General features: G+C 67.1%; 14 protein-coding genes. 3 read left to right on the top strand and 11 right to left on the bottom strand.

Annotated elements, in window-relative coordinates; translation table 11 throughout:
- The 3 genes from ACOGXE_RS11160 to ACOGXE_RS11150 are packed head-to-tail and all read right to left on the bottom strand — an operon-like array spanning position 1 to position 3,253.
- Entirely contained in the window at positions 1 to 1,233 is a 1,233-nt protein-coding gene (locus ACOGXE_RS11160) for a CaiB/BaiF CoA transferase family protein (RefSeq protein ID WP_419930988.1), read from the bottom strand.
- Positions 1,233 to 2,510 carry a CaiB/BaiF CoA transferase family protein gene (locus ACOGXE_RS11155; RefSeq protein WP_419930987.1) on the bottom strand — a complete coding sequence of 426 codons (1,278 nt, stop codon included), beginning with the start codon at positions 2,508 to 2,510 and terminating at the stop codon, positions 1,233 to 1,235. The genes ACOGXE_RS11160 and ACOGXE_RS11155 overlap by 1 nt, the downstream gene beginning before the upstream one ends.
- Entirely contained in the window at positions 2,507 to 3,253 is a 747-nt protein-coding gene (locus tag ACOGXE_RS11150; RefSeq protein ID WP_419930986.1) for a lysophospholipid acyltransferase family protein, read from the bottom strand. The genes ACOGXE_RS11155 and ACOGXE_RS11150 overlap by 4 nt, the downstream gene beginning before the upstream one ends.
- Before the next feature lie 92 nt (positions 3,254 to 3,345).
- On the opposite strand from ACOGXE_RS11150, the gene ACOGXE_RS11145 reads away from it, so the two are divergent.
- Positions 3,346 to 4,236, top strand: coding sequence for a MaoC/PaaZ C-terminal domain-containing protein (locus ACOGXE_RS11145; protein WP_419930985.1), 891 nt, complete (start codon positions 3,346 to 3,348; stop codon positions 4,234 to 4,236).
- Here ACOGXE_RS11145 and ACOGXE_RS11140 read toward each other — a convergent pair.
- The gene (locus tag ACOGXE_RS11140; RefSeq protein WP_419930984.1) at positions 4,229 to 5,812 is read right to left on the bottom strand and encodes a M1 family metallopeptidase; all 1,584 of its coding nucleotides are present in this window, start codon (positions 5,810 to 5,812) and stop codon (positions 4,229 to 4,231) included. The two genes, ACOGXE_RS11145 and ACOGXE_RS11140, sit on opposite strands and share 8 nt — an antisense overlap.
- A gap of 105 nt (positions 5,813 to 5,917) precedes the next feature.
- Positions 5,918 to 6,595: a dienelactone hydrolase family protein gene (locus ACOGXE_RS11135; protein ID WP_419930983.1), complete on the bottom strand. Its 678-nt coding sequence runs from the start codon at positions 6,593 to 6,595 to the stop codon at positions 5,918 to 5,920.
- Between the two features lie 89 nt (positions 6,596 to 6,684).
- Between ACOGXE_RS11135 and ACOGXE_RS11130 the strand changes: the two genes are divergently transcribed.
- Positions 6,685 to 7,890 (top strand): hypothetical protein, encoded by a 1,206-nt coding sequence (locus tag ACOGXE_RS11130; protein ID WP_419930982.1) that lies wholly within the window; start codon positions 6,685 to 6,687, stop codon positions 7,888 to 7,890.
- 123 nt (positions 7,891 to 8,013) lie between these two features.
- On the opposite strand, the gene ACOGXE_RS11125 is transcribed toward ACOGXE_RS11130, so the two are convergent.
- From ACOGXE_RS11125 to ACOGXE_RS11100, 6 genes are all read right to left on the bottom strand, one after another.
- Complete coding sequence (locus ACOGXE_RS11125; RefSeq protein ID WP_419930981.1) at positions 8,014 to 9,159, bottom strand: amidohydrolase family protein; 1,146 nt, start codon at positions 9,157 to 9,159, stop codon at positions 8,014 to 8,016.
- Between the two features lie 79 nt (positions 9,160 to 9,238).
- Complete coding sequence (locus tag ACOGXE_RS11120; RefSeq protein ID WP_419930980.1) at positions 9,239 to 10,753, bottom strand: ABC transporter ATP-binding protein; 1,515 nt, start codon at positions 10,751 to 10,753, stop codon at positions 9,239 to 9,241.
- Between the two features lie 71 nt (positions 10,754 to 10,824).
- Entirely contained in the window at positions 10,825 to 11,823 is a 999-nt protein-coding gene (locus ACOGXE_RS11115; RefSeq protein WP_419930979.1) for a BMP family protein, read from the bottom strand.
- Positions 11,824 to 12,002: 179 nt separating this feature from the next.
- Entirely contained in the window at positions 12,003 to 12,935 is a 933-nt protein-coding gene (locus ACOGXE_RS11110; RefSeq protein WP_419930978.1) for an ABC transporter permease, read from the bottom strand.
- Positions 12,932 to 14,080, bottom strand: a complete 1,149-nt coding sequence (locus ACOGXE_RS11105) for an ABC transporter permease (protein WP_419930977.1) — start codon at positions 14,078 to 14,080, stop codon at positions 12,932 to 12,934. The genes ACOGXE_RS11110 and ACOGXE_RS11105 overlap by 4 nt, the downstream gene beginning before the upstream one ends.
- 61 nt (positions 14,081 to 14,141) lie before the next feature.
- Complete coding sequence (locus ACOGXE_RS11100) at positions 14,142 to 14,939, bottom strand: alpha/beta hydrolase (protein WP_419930976.1); 798 nt, start codon at positions 14,937 to 14,939, stop codon at positions 14,142 to 14,144.
- A gap of 149 nt (positions 14,940 to 15,088) precedes the next feature.
- Between ACOGXE_RS11100 and ACOGXE_RS11095 the strand changes: the two genes are divergently transcribed.
- Positions 15,089 to 16,714, top strand: coding sequence for an acyl-CoA carboxylase subunit beta (locus ACOGXE_RS11095; protein ID WP_419930975.1), 1,626 nt, complete (start codon positions 15,089 to 15,091; stop codon positions 16,712 to 16,714).
- Positions 16,715 to 16,757: the final 43 nt, after the last annotated feature.

The raw sequence follows: 16,757 nt of genomic DNA, 5'->3' as shown, positions 1-16,757 counted from the left end.
TCAGTCGGCGAGCAAGTCTTGGTGCTCGCCGAGACGTGGTGCTCGTGTGGCGCGCCACGGTGTCGCCGAGAACTTGTAGGGCGCGCCCGGGTACGTCACTGCGGTCCCGTCGTGATCGATCTCGACGGGGAAACCGCGGGTCACGAAGTGCTCGTCGGCCAGCATCTCCTCGGGCGAATACACGATGCCGCAGGCGAGGCCGATGGACTGCAGACCGGTGAACAGCTCATGGGCGCCGAGTCGCTCGGCCAGGAAGTTGACGGTGTCGCGTCCGGCGCCGAAGATCTCGGCGCCGAGCGGATCGGCGTCGAGGTGCAAGATGTCGATCTGCTCGTAGTCCTCGCCGAGCGCCAAGAGCTCCGTGTAGGGGCACTCCTCGAACAGCCCGAGCTCGGCGACCCACGTGGCCAATGCGGCGAACTCCGGGCCGCGACGGGGTGGGACGCCGGTGTTGAGCCAGCGTCCGTCGGCGCACTGCACTTGGGTGGCATCTGTGATCTGTGGCAGTGCGTGGCGGCCTGTCTGGCGCTGCACCTCGATCTGCTGATTCAGCCAGAAGTAGGTCGCGAACTCGCAGGTGGCATTCGCGGCAGCGAGCATGGACACCTCGATGAGCTGGCCGCGACCGGAGTGCTCGCGCCACATGAGCGCCGCCATCAGCGTGACGACCGCGTACTGGCTCGCCATGTGCAGGCCTTGGTTCCCACCGCCTCGCACGGGCGGGATCGTGTGGTCGTCATAGCCGCAGGACCACACCGGTCCGCCCTCAGCCAGCACGGTCAAGTCAGTGGCCGGCGGGTCGGGACGGTCACGCCCGTTGTGGGTGATCGACACCCAGATGGTGCGTCGGTTTCGCCCTCCGAGCTGACCCCAGTCCAATCCGAGCGCGTCGAGTCGACCGAGCGGCTCGGCTTCGATCACCACATCTGACGTACCGACCAAGCGTCGGAAGTCATCCGCGCCGTCCGCCGTGTCCAGGTCGAGCACCACCGAGCGCTTGGACGTGTTGTAGTGCCACCACCACAGCGCCTGCTCCGGGTCGGGCTCGTCGCCGGCGAACGGCTCGTAGGCGCGCATCGGCGACCCGCCCGGCGGCTCCAGCACGATCACGTCCGCGCCCATGTCGGCGAGCAGCTTTCCGGCGAGGGCGCATCGTTCCGAGGTCAGCTCGATGACCCGAAGCCCGTCAAGGGGCCGGCGGCCCGGCGAGACAGAGTTGTCGGGCGCAGCCATCAGATGACCCCTTCGGCTGCCAGCTCGGCGATCTCATCGTCGCTGCGCCCGAGCACATCACCCAGCACGTACCGGTTGTCTTCGCCCAGGCACGCAGCGCCACGACCGATCGCCCAGTCGGTTTCCGACAGACGGACTGGCAGGCCCTCGACCCGCGTGTCGCCCACCTCGCTGTGCGGCACGGTCACCCACATGCCCCAGTCGCTCGTGCGTGCGTCGCCGTCGATGCGCTCGCTCGGGCGCAGCACCGGCGCTGCGGGAATTTCCGCCTCGACCAGCTGGTGCCCGACGGCGTGCTTGCTGCGATTCGCGGTCCAGCCGCCGACGAACCGTTCCAGCTCGTCTTCGTGGGCCAAACGACCGGCGAGACGCTGCCAGCGCTTGTCGCCGGTCCACGGTTCGCCGACCACGTCTGCGAAGCGCTGCCAATCCTCGTCGTCGCGCACGGCGATCGCCACCCACTCGTCGTCGCCGTCGCAGGCGAAGATGCCGTGCGGCGCCATCGCCGGCGATGGGGACCGGTTGCTGTTGGGCATGCTGCTGCGCCGGGCCGGGCGGCCGTTTACCGTGAAATCCAGCGACGCGGCGCCGTGCAACGTTCCCGCTGCCTCGGTGCAGGCCAGATCCACCCACTGGCCCTCGCCGGTGCGACGCCGGTGATACAGCGCCATCAGGATCGCGATCGCCATGTAGTAGGCGCCTGTGTGGTTCATGAACGAGTAGCCCCATCCCGCCGGCGGCTGGTCTGGCAGCCCCGACTGGAACGTCAGGCCGGACACGGCCTGCGCGATCGGTCCCCATGAGCGGAAGCTGGCGTAGGGCCCGTCTGCGCCGAACCCGCAGTTCGACACATAGACGATGTCGGATTTGATCCGGCGCAGCGCCTCGTAGCCGAAGCCGAGCCGTTCCATCACACCCGCAGCGAAGTTGTCGGTCACCGCGTCGCTCGCAGCCACCAGTTCACGCAGCAGGTCCTTCGCCCGGTCGTCCCGCAGGTTGAGCGTGATGCCGAGCTTCCCGGCGTTGTGGTTGTTGAACGACCCTCCGGCCTCGATGCCGCGATGCTCGCCGACGAAGGGCTGCGTGCCTCGCAGGATGTCCCAGCGACCCTGCTGGACCGGATCTTCGATGCGGATCACCTCCGCACCGAGCTGGGCCAGAATCTTGGTGGCGCCGGCGCCGGCCAGCTGACCGGTGAAGTCGCAGATCCGGATGCCGGCGAGGGCTCCCGGCTCGGGCTTCGGCCAGACGGGTGGGCGGTGATCCGGCCCGATCACGGCACGAGGTCGCGCATGGGCGTGCGGGCTCGGCCCGGTTGGCTCGCCAGCGCCCGTGCGCGCTGCTGGCAGTCCTCGAGCGCATCTCGCAGCGTCGCTGTCCACGCTGTCATGTCGGGTCGCCTGGCGCGGCCGCCGTCCGGCCCTGCCGGCGGATCGAGGGGCTCTCCCACGACGATCGCTACCTGCGTCCGCTTCGGGAACTTGGCGCCGCTGGGCATCGCCTCGCGTGTGCCCGCGATGCCCACCGGCAGCACCGGTGCCCCCGACTTCGCTGCCAGCCATGCCGTGCCGTCGAAGACGGGGCCGATGTCGTCGGAGGGCTGTCGTGTTCCTTCCGGGAAGACCAGCATGGCCTCTCCGTCGTTCAGCAATCCGAGCGCCCCACGCATCGCGTCGAGGTCAGCCTCGCCGCGCCGCACTGGGAACGTGCCGATCGCCCTCATGAACCAGCCGAGCGGCTTGGGATGGAAGAGCTCTTCCTTGCCGAGGTAGCGCACTCGACGCTGTGTGAGGCCGCCGATGAGCGGACCGTCGAGGTGGCTGCGATGAACCGGCGCGTAGATCAATGGGCCGTTCGCCCGCAGGCGCTGCTGGCCAGTGGCACGCACCCGGTAGATGCGAAACAGCAGGATGCGTATGAGGCCCCGCGCCGCCCGCCACGCCAGCATCCCGGCAAGACCGTCATCGGCCAGCAATCCGCCCGGGCCGCGCAGCTTCCATCTGCTCACCAGTCGTGCCACACGGAGATTCTGGCGTCTCGCGTGCGATCCGCGACGATCCAGAATCGGTGATGTCACTACGCTCGTGCTCGCCGAGGGCGAGGATGACGACGATGCCGGTTCCTTCAGACATGGTGGGCGAGACGATCGGGCCCATCGTCCACGACGTGGACGAGCGCTGGACCATGGCCTACTCGGCGTCGCTGGGCGACACCCATGACTGCTATTTCGACACGCTCACCGATGACGGCGTGGTAGCGCACCCGATGTTCGCGGTGTGCCCGGAGTGGCCGGTGATCGTGGCGGGCCGGGACATCTCGGATCGCTGGGGCATCTCGCCCGACGAGGTGCGGCGCTCGGTGCACGCCACGCACGACCTGACCGTGCACCGGCTGGTGAGGCCGGGCGACCGCCTCACCACCAGCCTCACGTATTCGGGCGTCGAGCAGCGCAAGCCGGGCACGTTCCAGACCATGCGCATCGACACGATCGACGCCGATGGCAGCCCGGTAGCCACGACGTATCAGGGCGGGATGTACCTGAACGTCGAGACCGCCGGGGATGACAGGCCCGACGCGAACGCGCCTGCAGAACCGGACTTTGGGGAGCTGCCTGCCGAACCGCTCGCCGAGATCCCCGTGCACGTTGCGCACGGTGCCGCGCACAGCTACACCGAGTGCGCCCGCATCTGGAATCCGATCCATACCGACGCGGCGGTCGCAAAGAAGGCGGGACTGCCGGGCATCATCCTGCACGGAACCGCGACGCTGGCATTGGGCGTGTCGGCCGTGGTCGATGCCGTTGCTGGCAGCGATCCGTCGAGGGTGCGCCGCATCGTCTGCCGGTTCCGCGCCATGGTGCTCATGCCGTCGACCATCACGGTGCGCATCTGGGACGAATTCCCAGTCACGGATTTCGGCCCGGCGACCCGCGCCGTGCGCTTCGACGTGCTGAACACCGAAGGCGGCCCCGCCGTGGACCGAGGCGTCATCCTGCTCAGCTAGACGCCGGCTCGTCGAGGGTGGAGGGGATCTCAGGGCTGTAGAGCCACGACGCGAGCAGGGCCACAGCTTCGGGCCCGCCGCGCTGCGCCACGATCGCCATGAATTCGGGCGTGGTCGCGGTGCCCCCGGCTGATTGCCGGTAGTGGTGCCGCACGATCTCGAAGAACGCCTCGTCGCCGAGGTGACGGTGCAGAGCGTGCAGGGTCAACGTGGACCGCTGGTACACGGACGGGAAGTCGAAGAGCTGCTCCACGGCGACGCTGCCGGGCGGCACAGCTCTCGCGCCGCGTGCCGCCTGCAGCTCGCCGGCCATCAGCGCGCCGATGTCGTAGCCCCTGTGGTCGGCGAGATACAGGAAGGCCAGGTAGTGCGCGAAGCCCTCGTTGAGCCAGATGTCGCTCCAGTCCCCCGGCGACACCGAGTTGCCGAACCACGCGTGCGCCAGCTCGTGGGCGATGATCAGCGGGATCAGCGTCTGGTTGCCGTGCAGCGAGAGCGTTTGATTCTCCATGGCGAAACCGATGCTGAACGGCAGCACGAGCGTGCCGTAGGCATCGAACGGGTACGGGCCGAGCAGTTCCTCGAAGAACGCGATGGCGCCAGGCGTCACTGATAGGGCCTCGAGGGTGGCCTGCCGCTGCTCGTCGGTGAGCGAGCTGGGGATGTAGTCGCGGATCAGCAGACCGTCGCGGGTCGCCTGTTCGTGACGTTCGAAGGGGCCGATGTACACGGCGGCCAGGTAGGTGGCCATGGGATCGTCCGAGTGCCACGTCGCAGTTCGACGACCGCCCGCGACGGTCTCGCTTACCAGCAGTCCGTTCGAGGCGGCCGTCAGGTGCTCGGGCACGGTAATGGCGATGGTGTAGGTGGCTTTGTCGGTCGGGTGGTTGTTGGACGGGAACCACGACATCGAGCCCGACGGCTCGTTGGCGGTGTAGATGACGCCGTCCTGGTTGAACCAGCCGATCCGGGCGAACGGCACACCTGGGTCATCGATGCGCTCCGGCACGCCGGAGTACGCCACTTCCACGACGAAGCCGACGCCGGCGGGCACCGGCGCACTTGGCTGCACAATCAGCTCGGTTCGCTCACGCGAGAACTCCGCTGCGACGCCGTCCACCCTCACCGCACTGACCTCAAGGCCGGACAGGTCCAGGTAGATCGTCTCGAGCTCACTGGTGGACACTGCGTGGACGGTCGCGACGCCGTCAAGGGTGTTGGCGTCCGGATCGACATCAAGCACCAGGTCGTAGTGGGTGACGTCGTAGCCGCTATTGCCCAGCCACGGGTAGAAGCTGTCGCCCGCGCCCGCACCGGGCGGGGGGGCCGATTCCTCTTCTGCCGGCGGCGGCGCCACTGTCGTCGAGGTGGCAGCCGGTTCGGTGACGGCTGGTGCCGTTGTTGCAGGCGCGGGCGTCGCTGTCGTGGTCGGTGGTGACGTCGCTGCCGTGGGCGTTTCGGCCACGACCGCGGCCGTCGTCGGGGGTGGCAAGGCTGTTTCGCCACGCTCGTCATCGGTGGTGCTGCACGCCGAGAACGCCAGCGCAACGGCAAGCGCTGGAACGGCCGTCTTCATCCATCTGCGCATCGGCGTCACTCTTGCAGACGAAGCCGACGAAACGACATCACCCCGGTGCTCGGCTTGTGGGCGTCCGGAGACACCCCAACCAGGACCGTCAGCTCAGCTCAGGTGTTCGGCAAAGTGATCGAGGGTGCGCTGTTTGGCCAGCGCTGCGGCATCGGGGTGGAAGCTGGCCCGGGCGTCGCAGTTGAAGCCGTGATCGGCACCGTCGTAGATGTGCACGGCGATGTGATCCCAGCGCTCGGCGATCGCATGCACGTTCTCCAGGGGGATGCCATGGTCCTCGGTGCCGAAGTGCAGCAGCAGCGGAGCGGTGGGCCGTTCGTCGAGGTGCGGCATGATCTGCCCGCCGTAATAGCCGGACGCCGCGGCGATCTTGTCGGCCAGGCGGGCTGAGGCCATGTAGCACATCGATCCGCCCCAGCAGTAGCCCACGATGCCGACCTTGCCGCCTTCGGCGGCGCAGTCAGCCGCTGCTGCGATGTCGTCCATCACCTGATCCACCGTCAGGTCGTCGAAGGCGATCCTGCGTCCCACGTCGATGCCTTCGGCGTCGTAGCCCAGCTCGACGCCGCCGCGGACACGGTCGAACAGCGCCGGTGCCACGGCCAGATAGCCGTCGGCGGCATAGCCGTCGGCCACGCTGCGGATGTGGTCGTTCACACCGAAGATCTCCTGCACGACCACGACGCCGCCCTTCGGCGGCCCCGAGGGTTCGGCCCGGTAGGCGCTGAAGGTCGTGCCGTCTGAAGCTGTCAAGGAAATCGTCTGTCCCATGGCGCCAATGTCTAGCGGCCCCTGCACTGTCGATGTCATGACTGCCGCGATCTTGGCTGGCTCGGCCGAGTTTCCTAGGGTGCTGCGCCATGGAGAACGTCGGTGCAGCATGCAGCGAGCATGACCTCGTCGCCGAGCGACACCGCTGCGAGCGGTGGTTCGTCCGCAGAGGCCTGCCGCACCTGATCCACGACTACTCCGCAAGTGCCGACGTGCTCACCCGTGCCGCGCCGTTCCTGGCACTAGTGGTGTTCATCGAATTCTTCTTCGTGTTCGGAGACCGCTGGACGGGGTGGGCCCAGGCAGCCGTCTTCGTGGTGGGCCTAGCGGCGATGGCGGGCGTTGTGGTGCTCGTGAATCTCTTGCGTGGACGACGTCTGTGGCAGCTCCCCGACCGGTTCGGCATCTGGGAGGTGCTGGCCTACCTCGTGCTCGGGGCCGTCTTCGCCGGTCTGGGATCGTCCGATTCGGTCATCGTCGATGCCGCATTCGCCGCAGGCTTGAACGCAGTGCTGCTGGTCAGCGCCTACGTCGTGACCAGCTGGGGTCTGCTGCCGATGGTGCGATGGTCGGTGGGCCAGCTCTGGCGTCAAGTGGGCCAGGTCATGACGCTGCTGGCCAAGTCGCTCCCGATCCTGCTGGTGTTCTCGGCGTTCATCTTCCTCAATGCCGAGATGTGGCAGGTGGCCAATGACTTCACGCTGCCGTTCTTCGGGATGATCGCCGCGCTGCTCGTGGCCGTCGGGGCGCTGTTCGTCATCATCTCGGTACGGCGCCTTGCCGTGGACATGGCCCGCTTCTCGTCGTGGGCCGATGTGCGCGCTCGCTGTGCAGACACGCCCATCGCGAGCTTGGTCCCAGCGGATGATTCCCCGGCCCCAGACTCGCCGCCTCTCGGCCGTCGGGCTCGATTCAACGTCAGCCTGCTGCTGTTCGTAGCCCAGAGCATCCAGATCGCGCTGGTGGCGGTGATCGTCACGTGCTTCTACGTGCTCTTCGGCGTGTTCACCGTGCGCGAGAGCACCCTGCTGCAGTGGACAACGCTGAGCCAGCTCACCTGGGAGGACTCCTGGGTGGTGAGTCTCCCGCTCTGGAGCGGAGAACTGCTGTTCAGCCGCCAGCTCGTGCTGGTGGCAGCCTTCATCGGGCTGTTCTCCGGGCTGCAGTTCGCCGTGTCGGTCGTGCTCGACTCCAGCTACCGCTCAGAGTTTGCCGAGGACATGACCGACGAGCTGCGCGAGGCCCTCGCCGTCCGAGCCGTCTACCACCGAACCCTGGTCGCCAACACGCCCTAGACGTTCGTGGGCCTAGAAGAGGCCCATCCTGCGTTCGACGTTCATGGGGCTACGAGAGCCCCATCCTGCGTTCGACGTTCATGGGGCTACGAGAGCCCCATCCTGCGTTCGACGTTCATGGGGCTACGAGAGCCCCATGAAGCGGCGGGCGTTGGTGTAGACGACCTCGTCGCGCAGAGCGCTCACCTCATCGTCGAAGCCCGCGAAGGTCTCGTTGAGCTCGTCCAGCGCGCCGGGGAACGTGCAGTCGTAGTGCGGGTAGTCCGAGCCCCACACGACGGTGTGCGCCAGGCCCATCGCGGCGACCTGCTCGAAGGCCTCGCCCTCGCCGGCCTCCATGGTCACGAAGCACTGCTCGGAGAAGATCTCGGTGGGATCCCGCTTCAGCCGTGGGACGAGGTGGCCCATGGCCTCCTTGTGCTCGTCCAGACGATCCAGCCAGTACGGCAGCCAGCCCAAACCGGACTCGAAGAAGCCCACCCGCAGCATCGGGTGATCGTCGAGCACGCCGGAGGCCACCATCTCCATCACCGAGGCCATCTGCTCGAACGGGTGGCACACCATGTGGACGTAGAACTGGTTCTCGTAGCGGGTCTTGGCGAAGCTCGGCATGGACGAGCCGAAGCTGCCGTGGATGCCCACGGTCAGGTCGTGGTGCTCGGCCGCCGACCACACGCGGTTCATCTCGTCGGAGAACAGCTCCATCCCTTGATACCGCTCGGGCCGGAACGTGATGCCGGTCAGCCCGGCATTCGCTACCTCTTCGATCACCGCGACCGCTCCGTCGACCGACTGCAGCGGGCAGACACCCATGCCGAACAGCCGGTTCGGGTCTTCCGAGCAGAAGTCGGTCATCCAGCGGTTGTAAGCACGGGCATTCTCGACGGCAATGTCTGGGTCGTTGATGTCACCCGAGATCAGCATGAGCGAGGGGAACATCAGCGCCGCGTCGAGGCCCTCGTCGTCCATCACCGACAAGCGAGCGGCCGGGTCGTAGCTGCCGGGCACGATGTCGTCCCAGGTGACGTCGGTGCCATAGGCGTGCGGGATGCAGGCCGACGCGATGCCGTTGCGCAGCTTCTTGCCCTCGACGAACATGGCGTCGCTGCCGTCACCCATGATCCGGCACTGCGCGATCAGATCCCGATACTTGGGATCGGCGTACTCCTCCCACACCGACGTCGGCTCGGCGATATGGGCATCCGCGTCGTAGACCGGCACTGTCCCGTCTGATGCCAGCGGCCCCGCGCTCTTACGTTCCTGAGTCATGGCCATAGTTGGGCCTCCCCTGTCGTCCCCGATACGACGCGTCCATTCTGCCCCACTCCCGAGGCCCGGCGCTCAACGATCAGGCGGAGGCTGAAGCTCCCTCGCTGACACCGGTCATGAGCAGGCCGACACGGTCGGTGGTGGCCTCTGAGCGAGGCAGATCGCACATGGCCTGGCCTTCGAAGAGCACGACGACCCGATCCGAGAGCTGCAGGGCCTCGTCCAGATCCTCGGTGATGAGCAGGATCGCTGCGCCGGCTGCGCGTTTCTCCAGCAGGCGCTCGTGCACGTACTCCGCTGCGCCGATGTCGATCCCGCGGGTCGGCTGGGCCACGACGAGCACATCGGCGTCGGCCGAGAACTCGCGGGCGATGACGACCTTCTGGATGTTCCCGCCCGACAGGTGCGAGGTCTCGGTGCTCAGGGCCGGCGTCTTCACTGTGAATCGGCGTACCAACTCCCAGCAGCGCTCAGCAATCGTTCCGAACTGGAGCAGCCCGGCGCGGGCGAAGGGCGGCTTGTGGTAGTCGACGAGCATCAGGTTCTCCGACACGCTCATCTCGCCGACGGCACCGTGGCGCATGCGTTCCTCGGGCACGAACGCCACGCCGCGCCGGCGCACCTGCTTCGGCGACGGTGCGGCGATGGTCTCTCCGGAGACCTGCACGGTGCCGGACTCGATGGGTCGCAGGCCGAAGATCGCCTCGGCCAGCTCCCGCTGCCCGTTGCCCGACACGCCGGCGATGCCGACGATCTCGCCGCTGGCCACGTGCACGGAGAAGTCGTCGAGCGAGATGTTCCCCCGGTCGCCGCGGACGTGCAGGCGATCCACGACCAGGCGCCGGTCGCCGGTGTCCTGATCAGGCACCTCGCGGCCCAGCTTCACCTCCCGCCCTACCATCATCGAGGCCAGGCCTTCACGGGTGGTCTCTGCAGGCGTGGTGCGCCCCACCACCAAGCCGTCCCGCAGCACCGTGATCTGGTCGGAGATGACCATGACCTCGGCCAGCTTGTGGGAGATGAAGATAAGCCCGCGACCCTCATCGGTCAGCGATCGCAGCGTCGCGAACAGGTCGTCCACTTCGGGAGGCGTCAGCACCGCGGTCGGCTCGTCGAGCACCAAGAGCCGCGCGTCCCGGTAGAGCGCCTTGAGAATCTCAGCCCGCTGACGCTCGCCGACGGCCAGCTGCCAGATGTACGCATCAGGGTCGATGGCGAGCCCATGGCGTTCGGACACCTCCATCAGCCGCTCTCGCACAGGACCCATGTCCGCCAGGCCCCGGCGACCGTGCAGGCCCAACGCCACGTTCTCGGCCACCGTCAGCGTCGGGACCAGCATGAAGTGCTGGTGGATCATGCCGACGCCGTGGTCGATCGCAGCAGCCGGCGAGGGAATCTCGACCGGCACTCCCTGGATCTTGATCTCGCCCTCGTCGGGCCGGTACAGCCCGTAGAGGATCTTCACCAGCGTGCTCTTGCCGGCCCCGTTCTCCCCCAGCAGGGTGTGCACCTCGCCGGGCTGCACCACCAGGTCGACGTTCTCGTTCGCGATGACGCCCGGGAAACGCTTGCTGATGCCGGTCATTTCCAGCATCGGCGAAGCCGGGGCCTGGCTTGCCGCCGTGGCCCCGGCTGGTCGATGCTGGCCGTTCAATGTGACCTTGCCTACTGGCCGGTCGAGATCGAGCCGTCCGCGATGCCGGCGATGACTTCCTCCGCAGCCGCCTGGATCCCGGCATCGAGGCCATAGCCGTCGTTGAACTCGATCACGATGCCTCCATTGGCGAGCGTGGCGGTCATCACCTCGCCGCCGAGCGTGCCGCTCTCGATCTTGTCGATCATCTCGTTGAGCAGCACCTCCCAGTGGTACACCTGCGAAGCCACCACAATGCTCTCGCCGAGCGCCGTCTGATTGGCCTGAGTGCCAAACCACGCCACGCCGTGCTCGTTGGCGACGCCGGTCGCACCCACGACCATCTGCGCCGAACCGGTCAGCACGTCGGCATCGTTGGAGATGTGGGCCTCGGCCGCTTCGGCCGCCAATGCCACATCGCTGAACGAGTCGGTGTACACGATGTTGGTGGTCACCGACGAGTCCTGTGCAGCGACACCGGCCGCGAATCCGTCGACGTACAGCTTGGCGTCGCCGACCTCGATCGGGCCGATCACACCCACGACACCCGTGCCGGTGATCTGGGCTGCAACGGTGCCCGAGACGTACCCGCCCTGATCGGAACGGACCGTGTAGGCGAAGACGTTGTCGAGACCCTTGAAGTCAACGGCCGTGCCCCATGCGAACGAGGTGTCCGGGAAGTCAGGTGCGATCTCCTCGAGCGGACCGCCGTACTGGCTTCCGTGCGCGATCACCAGGTCGAAGCCGTCCTCGGCATAACCGCGAATCGCCGCAGCGGCCTCCTCCACGATGAATGTGCCGTCGGTTACCGCTACTTCGATCTCACGCGTCTCGCCGACCGCTGTCACTGCGTCGACCATGCTCTGCGTGAACGCCAAGTCGTTGCTGGCGCTCGGCGCCACGATGGCAATCCGAATCGGACCTGTGTCTTCCTCATCGGCACCGGTGCAGCCCGCAGCGAGCAGCAGTATGACTGCGGCGACCGCTACGAGCTTGGCTACGAGCGATCTGCGTGTGGTTTTCCTGAACATGTGTTCCCTCCCGGATCGGCCCCGTCGCGAACTCTCGCCGAATCTGTGCGCTGCCTTACGGCGCGGCTCAGCGGAGCCCCGGGCCTGCAGGCGATGCTAGGCGACCCCGAATAGGCGCGATGCTCCCGTGCCCGCAATGCCTTACGCGGCCCCACATACGGGCACTGGTGCGGCCGTCGTCAGCTGTCCCGTTCGAACGGAACCGTCAGGGCTGACGGCGCCCCGATGCGACGGCTGACGAGCACGAGCACCACGATGGTCAGGATTGCGGGCGCCATCGCAGCAATGGTCGAGTTGGCACCGACGATGATGCCAAGCGTCTTGAGCTGCAACACGGTGGACGACACAACGCCGAACAGCAGTGCTCCCGCCATCACCCCGCTGGAGCGCCACGCCCCGAAGTACACGAGTGCCACGGCGATGAACCCCTGTCCTGAGGTGAGGTTCTGCTGGAAGATGCCGACGTCGAGCGCCAACGTGCCGCCTGCGAGGCCGGCCATGACGTTGCCGATGATGATCGCCTGCGTGCGCACCACGTTGACGCGCACGCCCAGCGTGTCAGCCGCCTCAGGCGTCTCGCCCACGGCCCGCACGTTCAGGCCGAACGTGGTCCGGTTCATCGCGAACCACACCACCGGGACCAGTGCGAACGCGACGTAGGTGAGCATGTTGTGGCTGAACAGCAGCTCCCCCACTACCGGCAGGTCCGAGAGCGCGCCCATGTCGAGGCCCCGCAGGCCGTCGATCGGCACCGGAGTGCCCACTTGCTGGCGGAACAGCAGATCGGTGAAGCCCAGACCGAATAGGAAGATGCCGATGCCGCTGATGCCCTGAGTGGCGTGCATCACGACGGTGATGAAGGCATACACCACACCCATTGCCGCCCCGGCAGCCATGGCCGCAATCACGCCAGCTACGACACTGCCGGTCCGCAGCGCCGTGATGTAGGCGGCGTACGCGCCGATGAGCATCACGCCTTCGACGCCCAGATTCAGCACGCCGGATCGTTGGCCGATGGTCTCGCCCAGCGCCGACAGCAGGAACGGCGTCGCCAGCCGGATGCCGGACGCCAGCGTGGCAACGAGCACGCTCACGGTGAAGAAATCGCTCACGCCCGGCCTCCGTAGCTCGAGACCTCGCCCGCCCACGTCCTGAGCCGATCACGCAGCCGCAAGCTGCCCACCACGAACACCACGACGACGCCGTTCAGCGCCACCACGAGCGCGGCGGGTACTTGGACTGCCCGTTGCATGTCGCTGCCGCCGGTGAGCATCCCTCCGAAGAGGAACGACGCAGGCACCGTGAAGATCGGATGGAGCGCGCCGAACAACGCCGCCACGATGCCATTGAAACCGGCGTTCTGGGTGAACGCTGCTGCACCGCCCTCGCCGATGAGGCGGTGCGACTCGCTGCCGAACACCAGCACAGCTCCAGCGATGCCGCAGCAGGCGCCGCTGAATGCGAGCGCTTGCGTGACGCTCTTCTTGACGGCCATGCCGGCGTACTGGGAGGCGTCCGGGTTGTGACCGACAGCGCGCAATCGCATGCCGAGCGCACTGCGGAACAGCAGGAGATAGCCCAGCACCGCGACCAGGATCGCGATGAGCACGCCGATGTGCAGCCGCGTGCCGCCGGGGAGCAGCGGCAAGTCGGCGTTGGGGCTGAGCCGGCGCGTCTGCTGGATCTTGATGGCGCCCGGCTCGATCAGGAGATCCTGAAGCAGGAAGCTCAGGAAGTGGAACGCGACGAGGTTCATCATGATCGTGGACAAGATCTCGTTGACACCCGCGTATGCCTTGAGCGCCCCAGGGATCGCGCCCCAGAATCCCCCGCCGATCGCCCCCGCCACGATCACCATGGGCACCAGCAACACCCGCGGCACGTCGTCGAACGCCATCGAAGTGACCGTGGCGGTGATCGCGCCCAGGATGATCTGACCCTCGCCGCCGATGTTGATGACGTCGGTGCGGAATGCGATGCAGATACCGACACCGACGAGGGCCAGAGGCATGGCCCGCACCGCGGTGTCCGCAAGATTGTCGGCGCTGCCGAATGCACCCGTGACCAGTTCGCCGTAGGCCACCAGAGGGTTTGCGCCGAAGGTGAGCAGCATGATGGCGCCCACCAGCAGGGCGGCGACCGCAGCGAATGCAGGCACAGCAACGCCCACGAAGGGGCGCATCAGCCGCGCCAACCGGCCGGCGGCTAGGTCGCCTGACGCGTCTGTGCCATCGGCTTGTGGTGCTGTGAGCGCCATTCCCCCGTCGCCTTCTGCGTTCCCGCTCGCAATCACGCGAACTTAGAGCGTCAGAAACCCCTCAGTCGGCGTAGAGGGTCCTCAGGCCCCGGCTCACGGCCGATCCGACGACGGTGTTGTGGTTCTCGCCCGGGAATACGTGCCAGGTCGCATCGATGTTGCGGTAGCCGCGGGCCGAGAACTGGTCCCAGAACTTGGCCTGGGGCGAGTACTCATCGGTCTCGTGCTCCCCCATCGACATGAACACCTTGACGGCAGGGTCGCCGCCGGCTGCGGCGTGCTCCTCCTCGAGCCGGAACATGACCCCGTCGCCTTGTTCTTCCCGGTCCCACCACACCGACGGGCTGGCCAGCAGGTAGCGAGCAAACATGTCGGGTGCGTTGAACAGCACGTGCAGGCCGAACAGCGCCGTGAACGAATGGCCGACATAGGTCGGCTCGCCGACGTGGTACCGGTCGTACAGCAGCGGCATCACGTCGCCCGCGAGCCACTGGCGGAACGGCTCGGCCTGGCCGGTCTCGGCGGCGGGCACCCGAATGCCGGTCATCGGCGGCGCCTCGGCAGGCGTCACCGTGTAGTCGACAGCGCGCAGGTCGAGCATCTCGCGCATGTCGGCGGTGTCGTGCGCGATGCCGGCCACCACGCAGCGCGGCGTCTCGCGGGACATCGACAGGATCCGGGTGGTGTCCACCGCGGTGCCGAACGTCCAGGGCGCATCGCAGCAGACCACGAGCGGGTACGGGTCGGAGGCGTCAGGCCGGTAGCCCATCGGCAGCGCCACCCACAACTGGTAACTGCGATCGACGTCGCGCCGTTGGAGGATGTGCGTGTCGATCGGCCACGCACCCGAGTCAGCCACGGCCGGGATGCTATTGGCGACGGCTGATGATCGTCAGACCGGCACGATGAGCATTCGCCCAGCGCGTCAAGCAGACTTCGGGGGTTCGCGCCGTAGCTTCGACCGGGCAGGCGGCACAGACGTGCGCACGGCCGTCACGCGGGAGTCACATGCCAGTACTGCGATCCCACATCGACACCTCCGCTGAGTGGTTCACCAAGAACTGCGACGACATGCGCGAGCAGCTGGCGGAGCTCGACGAGTTGCAGCAGCAGGCCGCAGCAGGTGGCGGGCCACGGGCGATGGCTCGCATGCGCAGCCGGGAGAAGATGCCGGTGCGGGAGCGCATCTCGATGCTGGTGGACCGCGACTCGCCCTTCTTCGAGATCAGCTCGCTGGCCGGCTACTGCTCGAACTACGCGGTCGGCGGCGGGTTGGTGATGGGCATCGGCGTCGTGAACGGCGTCGAGTGCATGATCGAAGGCAACGACCCGACCGTGCTGGGCGGGGCCATCACGGTGTTCGCCGGCCGCAAGATCATGCGAGCCATCGAGATCTGCCGCGACAACCGCATGCCCTACGTCCAGTTCGTCGAATCGGCGGGCGGCGACCTGCGCGGCGACGACGATCCCGAGCGGCAGATGCTCGAACAGGAGAGCCACTTCGCCGAATCGGGCCGTCTGTTCTACGACGTCACCGAGCTGTCGAAACTGAAGATCCCCTCGATCTCGGTGGTGTTCGGCAGCTCGACAGCAGGCGGCGCCTACCAGCCGGGGATGAGCGACTACAACATCTTCATCCGCAACCAGTCGAAGGTTTTCCTGGGCGGGCCGCCGCTGGTGAAGATGGCCACCGGCGAGGACTCCGACGACGAGACACTGGGCGGAGCGCAGATGCACGCCGAGATCTCGGGGCTGGCCGACTACCTGGCCGAGGACGAAGCCGACGCCCTGCGCATCTGCCGCGAAGTCGTCGGCCACCTGAATTGGCGCAAGCTCGGCCCCGGGCCGACCATGCCGGCCGATCCGCCGGTGCACGATCCCGAAGAGCTGCTCGGGCTGATGCCACGGGATCTCCAGGCGCTGATCGACTGCCGCGAGGTCATCGCCCGCGTTGCTGACGGCTCGCGCTTCGAGGAGTTCAAGGCTCGCTACGGCACCACGCTCATCTGCGGCTGGGCCTCGGTGCACGGCTACCCGGTGGGGTTCTTGGGCAACAACGGCCCGCTGTTCAGCGACAGCTCCGAGAAGGCCACCCAGTTCATCCAGCTCTGCAACCAGCAGGACATCCCGCTGGTGTTCCTGCAGAACATCACCGGCTACATGGTCGGCAAGGACTTCGAGCAGGGTGGCATCGTCAAGAACGGCTCCAAGATGATCAACGCCGTGTCGAACTCGATGGTGCCCCACATCACCGTCATCCTGGGCAACAGCTACGGCGCCGGGAACTACGGCATGTCGGGGCGAGCCTTCAACACCCGCTTCACCTACCTATGGCCGACCGCCAAGATCGCCATCATGGGCCCGAAGCAGATCGCGGGCGTGATGTCGATTGTGCGGCGAGGGCAGGCAATGCGCCGCGGCATCGAGTTCGACGAGGAAGCCGACCGCAAGATCACCGAGCAGGTCGAGCACTACCACGAGCTGAAATCGCTGGCCGCCTATGCCAGCGGGCGCGTCACCGACGACGGCGTCATCGACCCGCGCGACACCAGGGACGTGATCGCGATGTCGCTGTCCGCGTGCCACAACAACACCGTGAAGGGCGCCGATGGGTTCGGCGTCTTCCGGATGTAGGGGCGACGGACAATGAACAGAGCACGTGGGAAGACGCCGCAAC

This window comes from Candidatus Poriferisodalis sp. (genome assembly GCF_965208555.1).
Lineage (GTDB): Bacteria > Actinomycetota > Acidimicrobiia > Acidimicrobiales > Poriferisodalaceae > Poriferisodalis.
Note: the sequence above shows the minus strand (reverse complement) of the source record. Positions and strands in the feature narration are given on the sequence as shown.

Excerpts from the sequence above, each read along its gene's own strand:
- ACOGXE_RS11120 (WP_419930980.1), bottom strand. The coding sequence starts at position 10,753 with ATGCTGGAAATGACCGGCATCAGCAAGCGTTTCCCGGGCGTCATCGCG.
- ACOGXE_RS11160 (WP_419930988.1), bottom strand. The coding sequence starts at position 1,233 with ATGGCTGCGCCCGACAACTCTGTCTCGCCGGGCCGCCGGCCCCTTGAC.
- ACOGXE_RS11105 (WP_419930977.1), bottom strand. The coding sequence starts at position 14,080 with ATGGCGCTCACAGCACCACAAGCCGATGGCACAGACGCGTCAGGCGAC.
- ACOGXE_RS11135 (WP_419930983.1), bottom strand. The coding sequence starts at position 6,595 with ATGGGACAGACGATTTCCTTGACAGCTTCAGACGGCACGACCTTCAGC.
- ACOGXE_RS11125 (WP_419930981.1), bottom strand. The coding sequence starts at position 9,159 with ATGACTCAGGAACGTAAGAGCGCGGGGCCGCTGGCATCAGACGGGACA.
- ACOGXE_RS11145 (WP_419930985.1), top strand. The coding sequence starts at position 3,346 with ATGCCGGTTCCTTCAGACATGGTGGGCGAGACGATCGGGCCCATCGTC.
- ACOGXE_RS11140 (WP_419930984.1), bottom strand. The coding sequence starts at position 5,812 with ATGAAGACGGCCGTTCCAGCGCTTGCCGTTGCGCTGGCGTTCTCGGCG.
- ACOGXE_RS11130 (WP_419930982.1), top strand. The coding sequence starts at position 6,685 with ATGGAGAACGTCGGTGCAGCATGCAGCGAGCATGACCTCGTCGCCGAG.
- ACOGXE_RS11095 (WP_419930975.1), top strand. The coding sequence starts at position 15,089 with ATGCCAGTACTGCGATCCCACATCGACACCTCCGCTGAGTGGTTCACC.
- ACOGXE_RS11115 (WP_419930979.1), bottom strand. The coding sequence starts at position 11,823 with ATGTTCAGGAAAACCACACGCAGATCGCTCGTAGCCAAGCTCGTAGCG.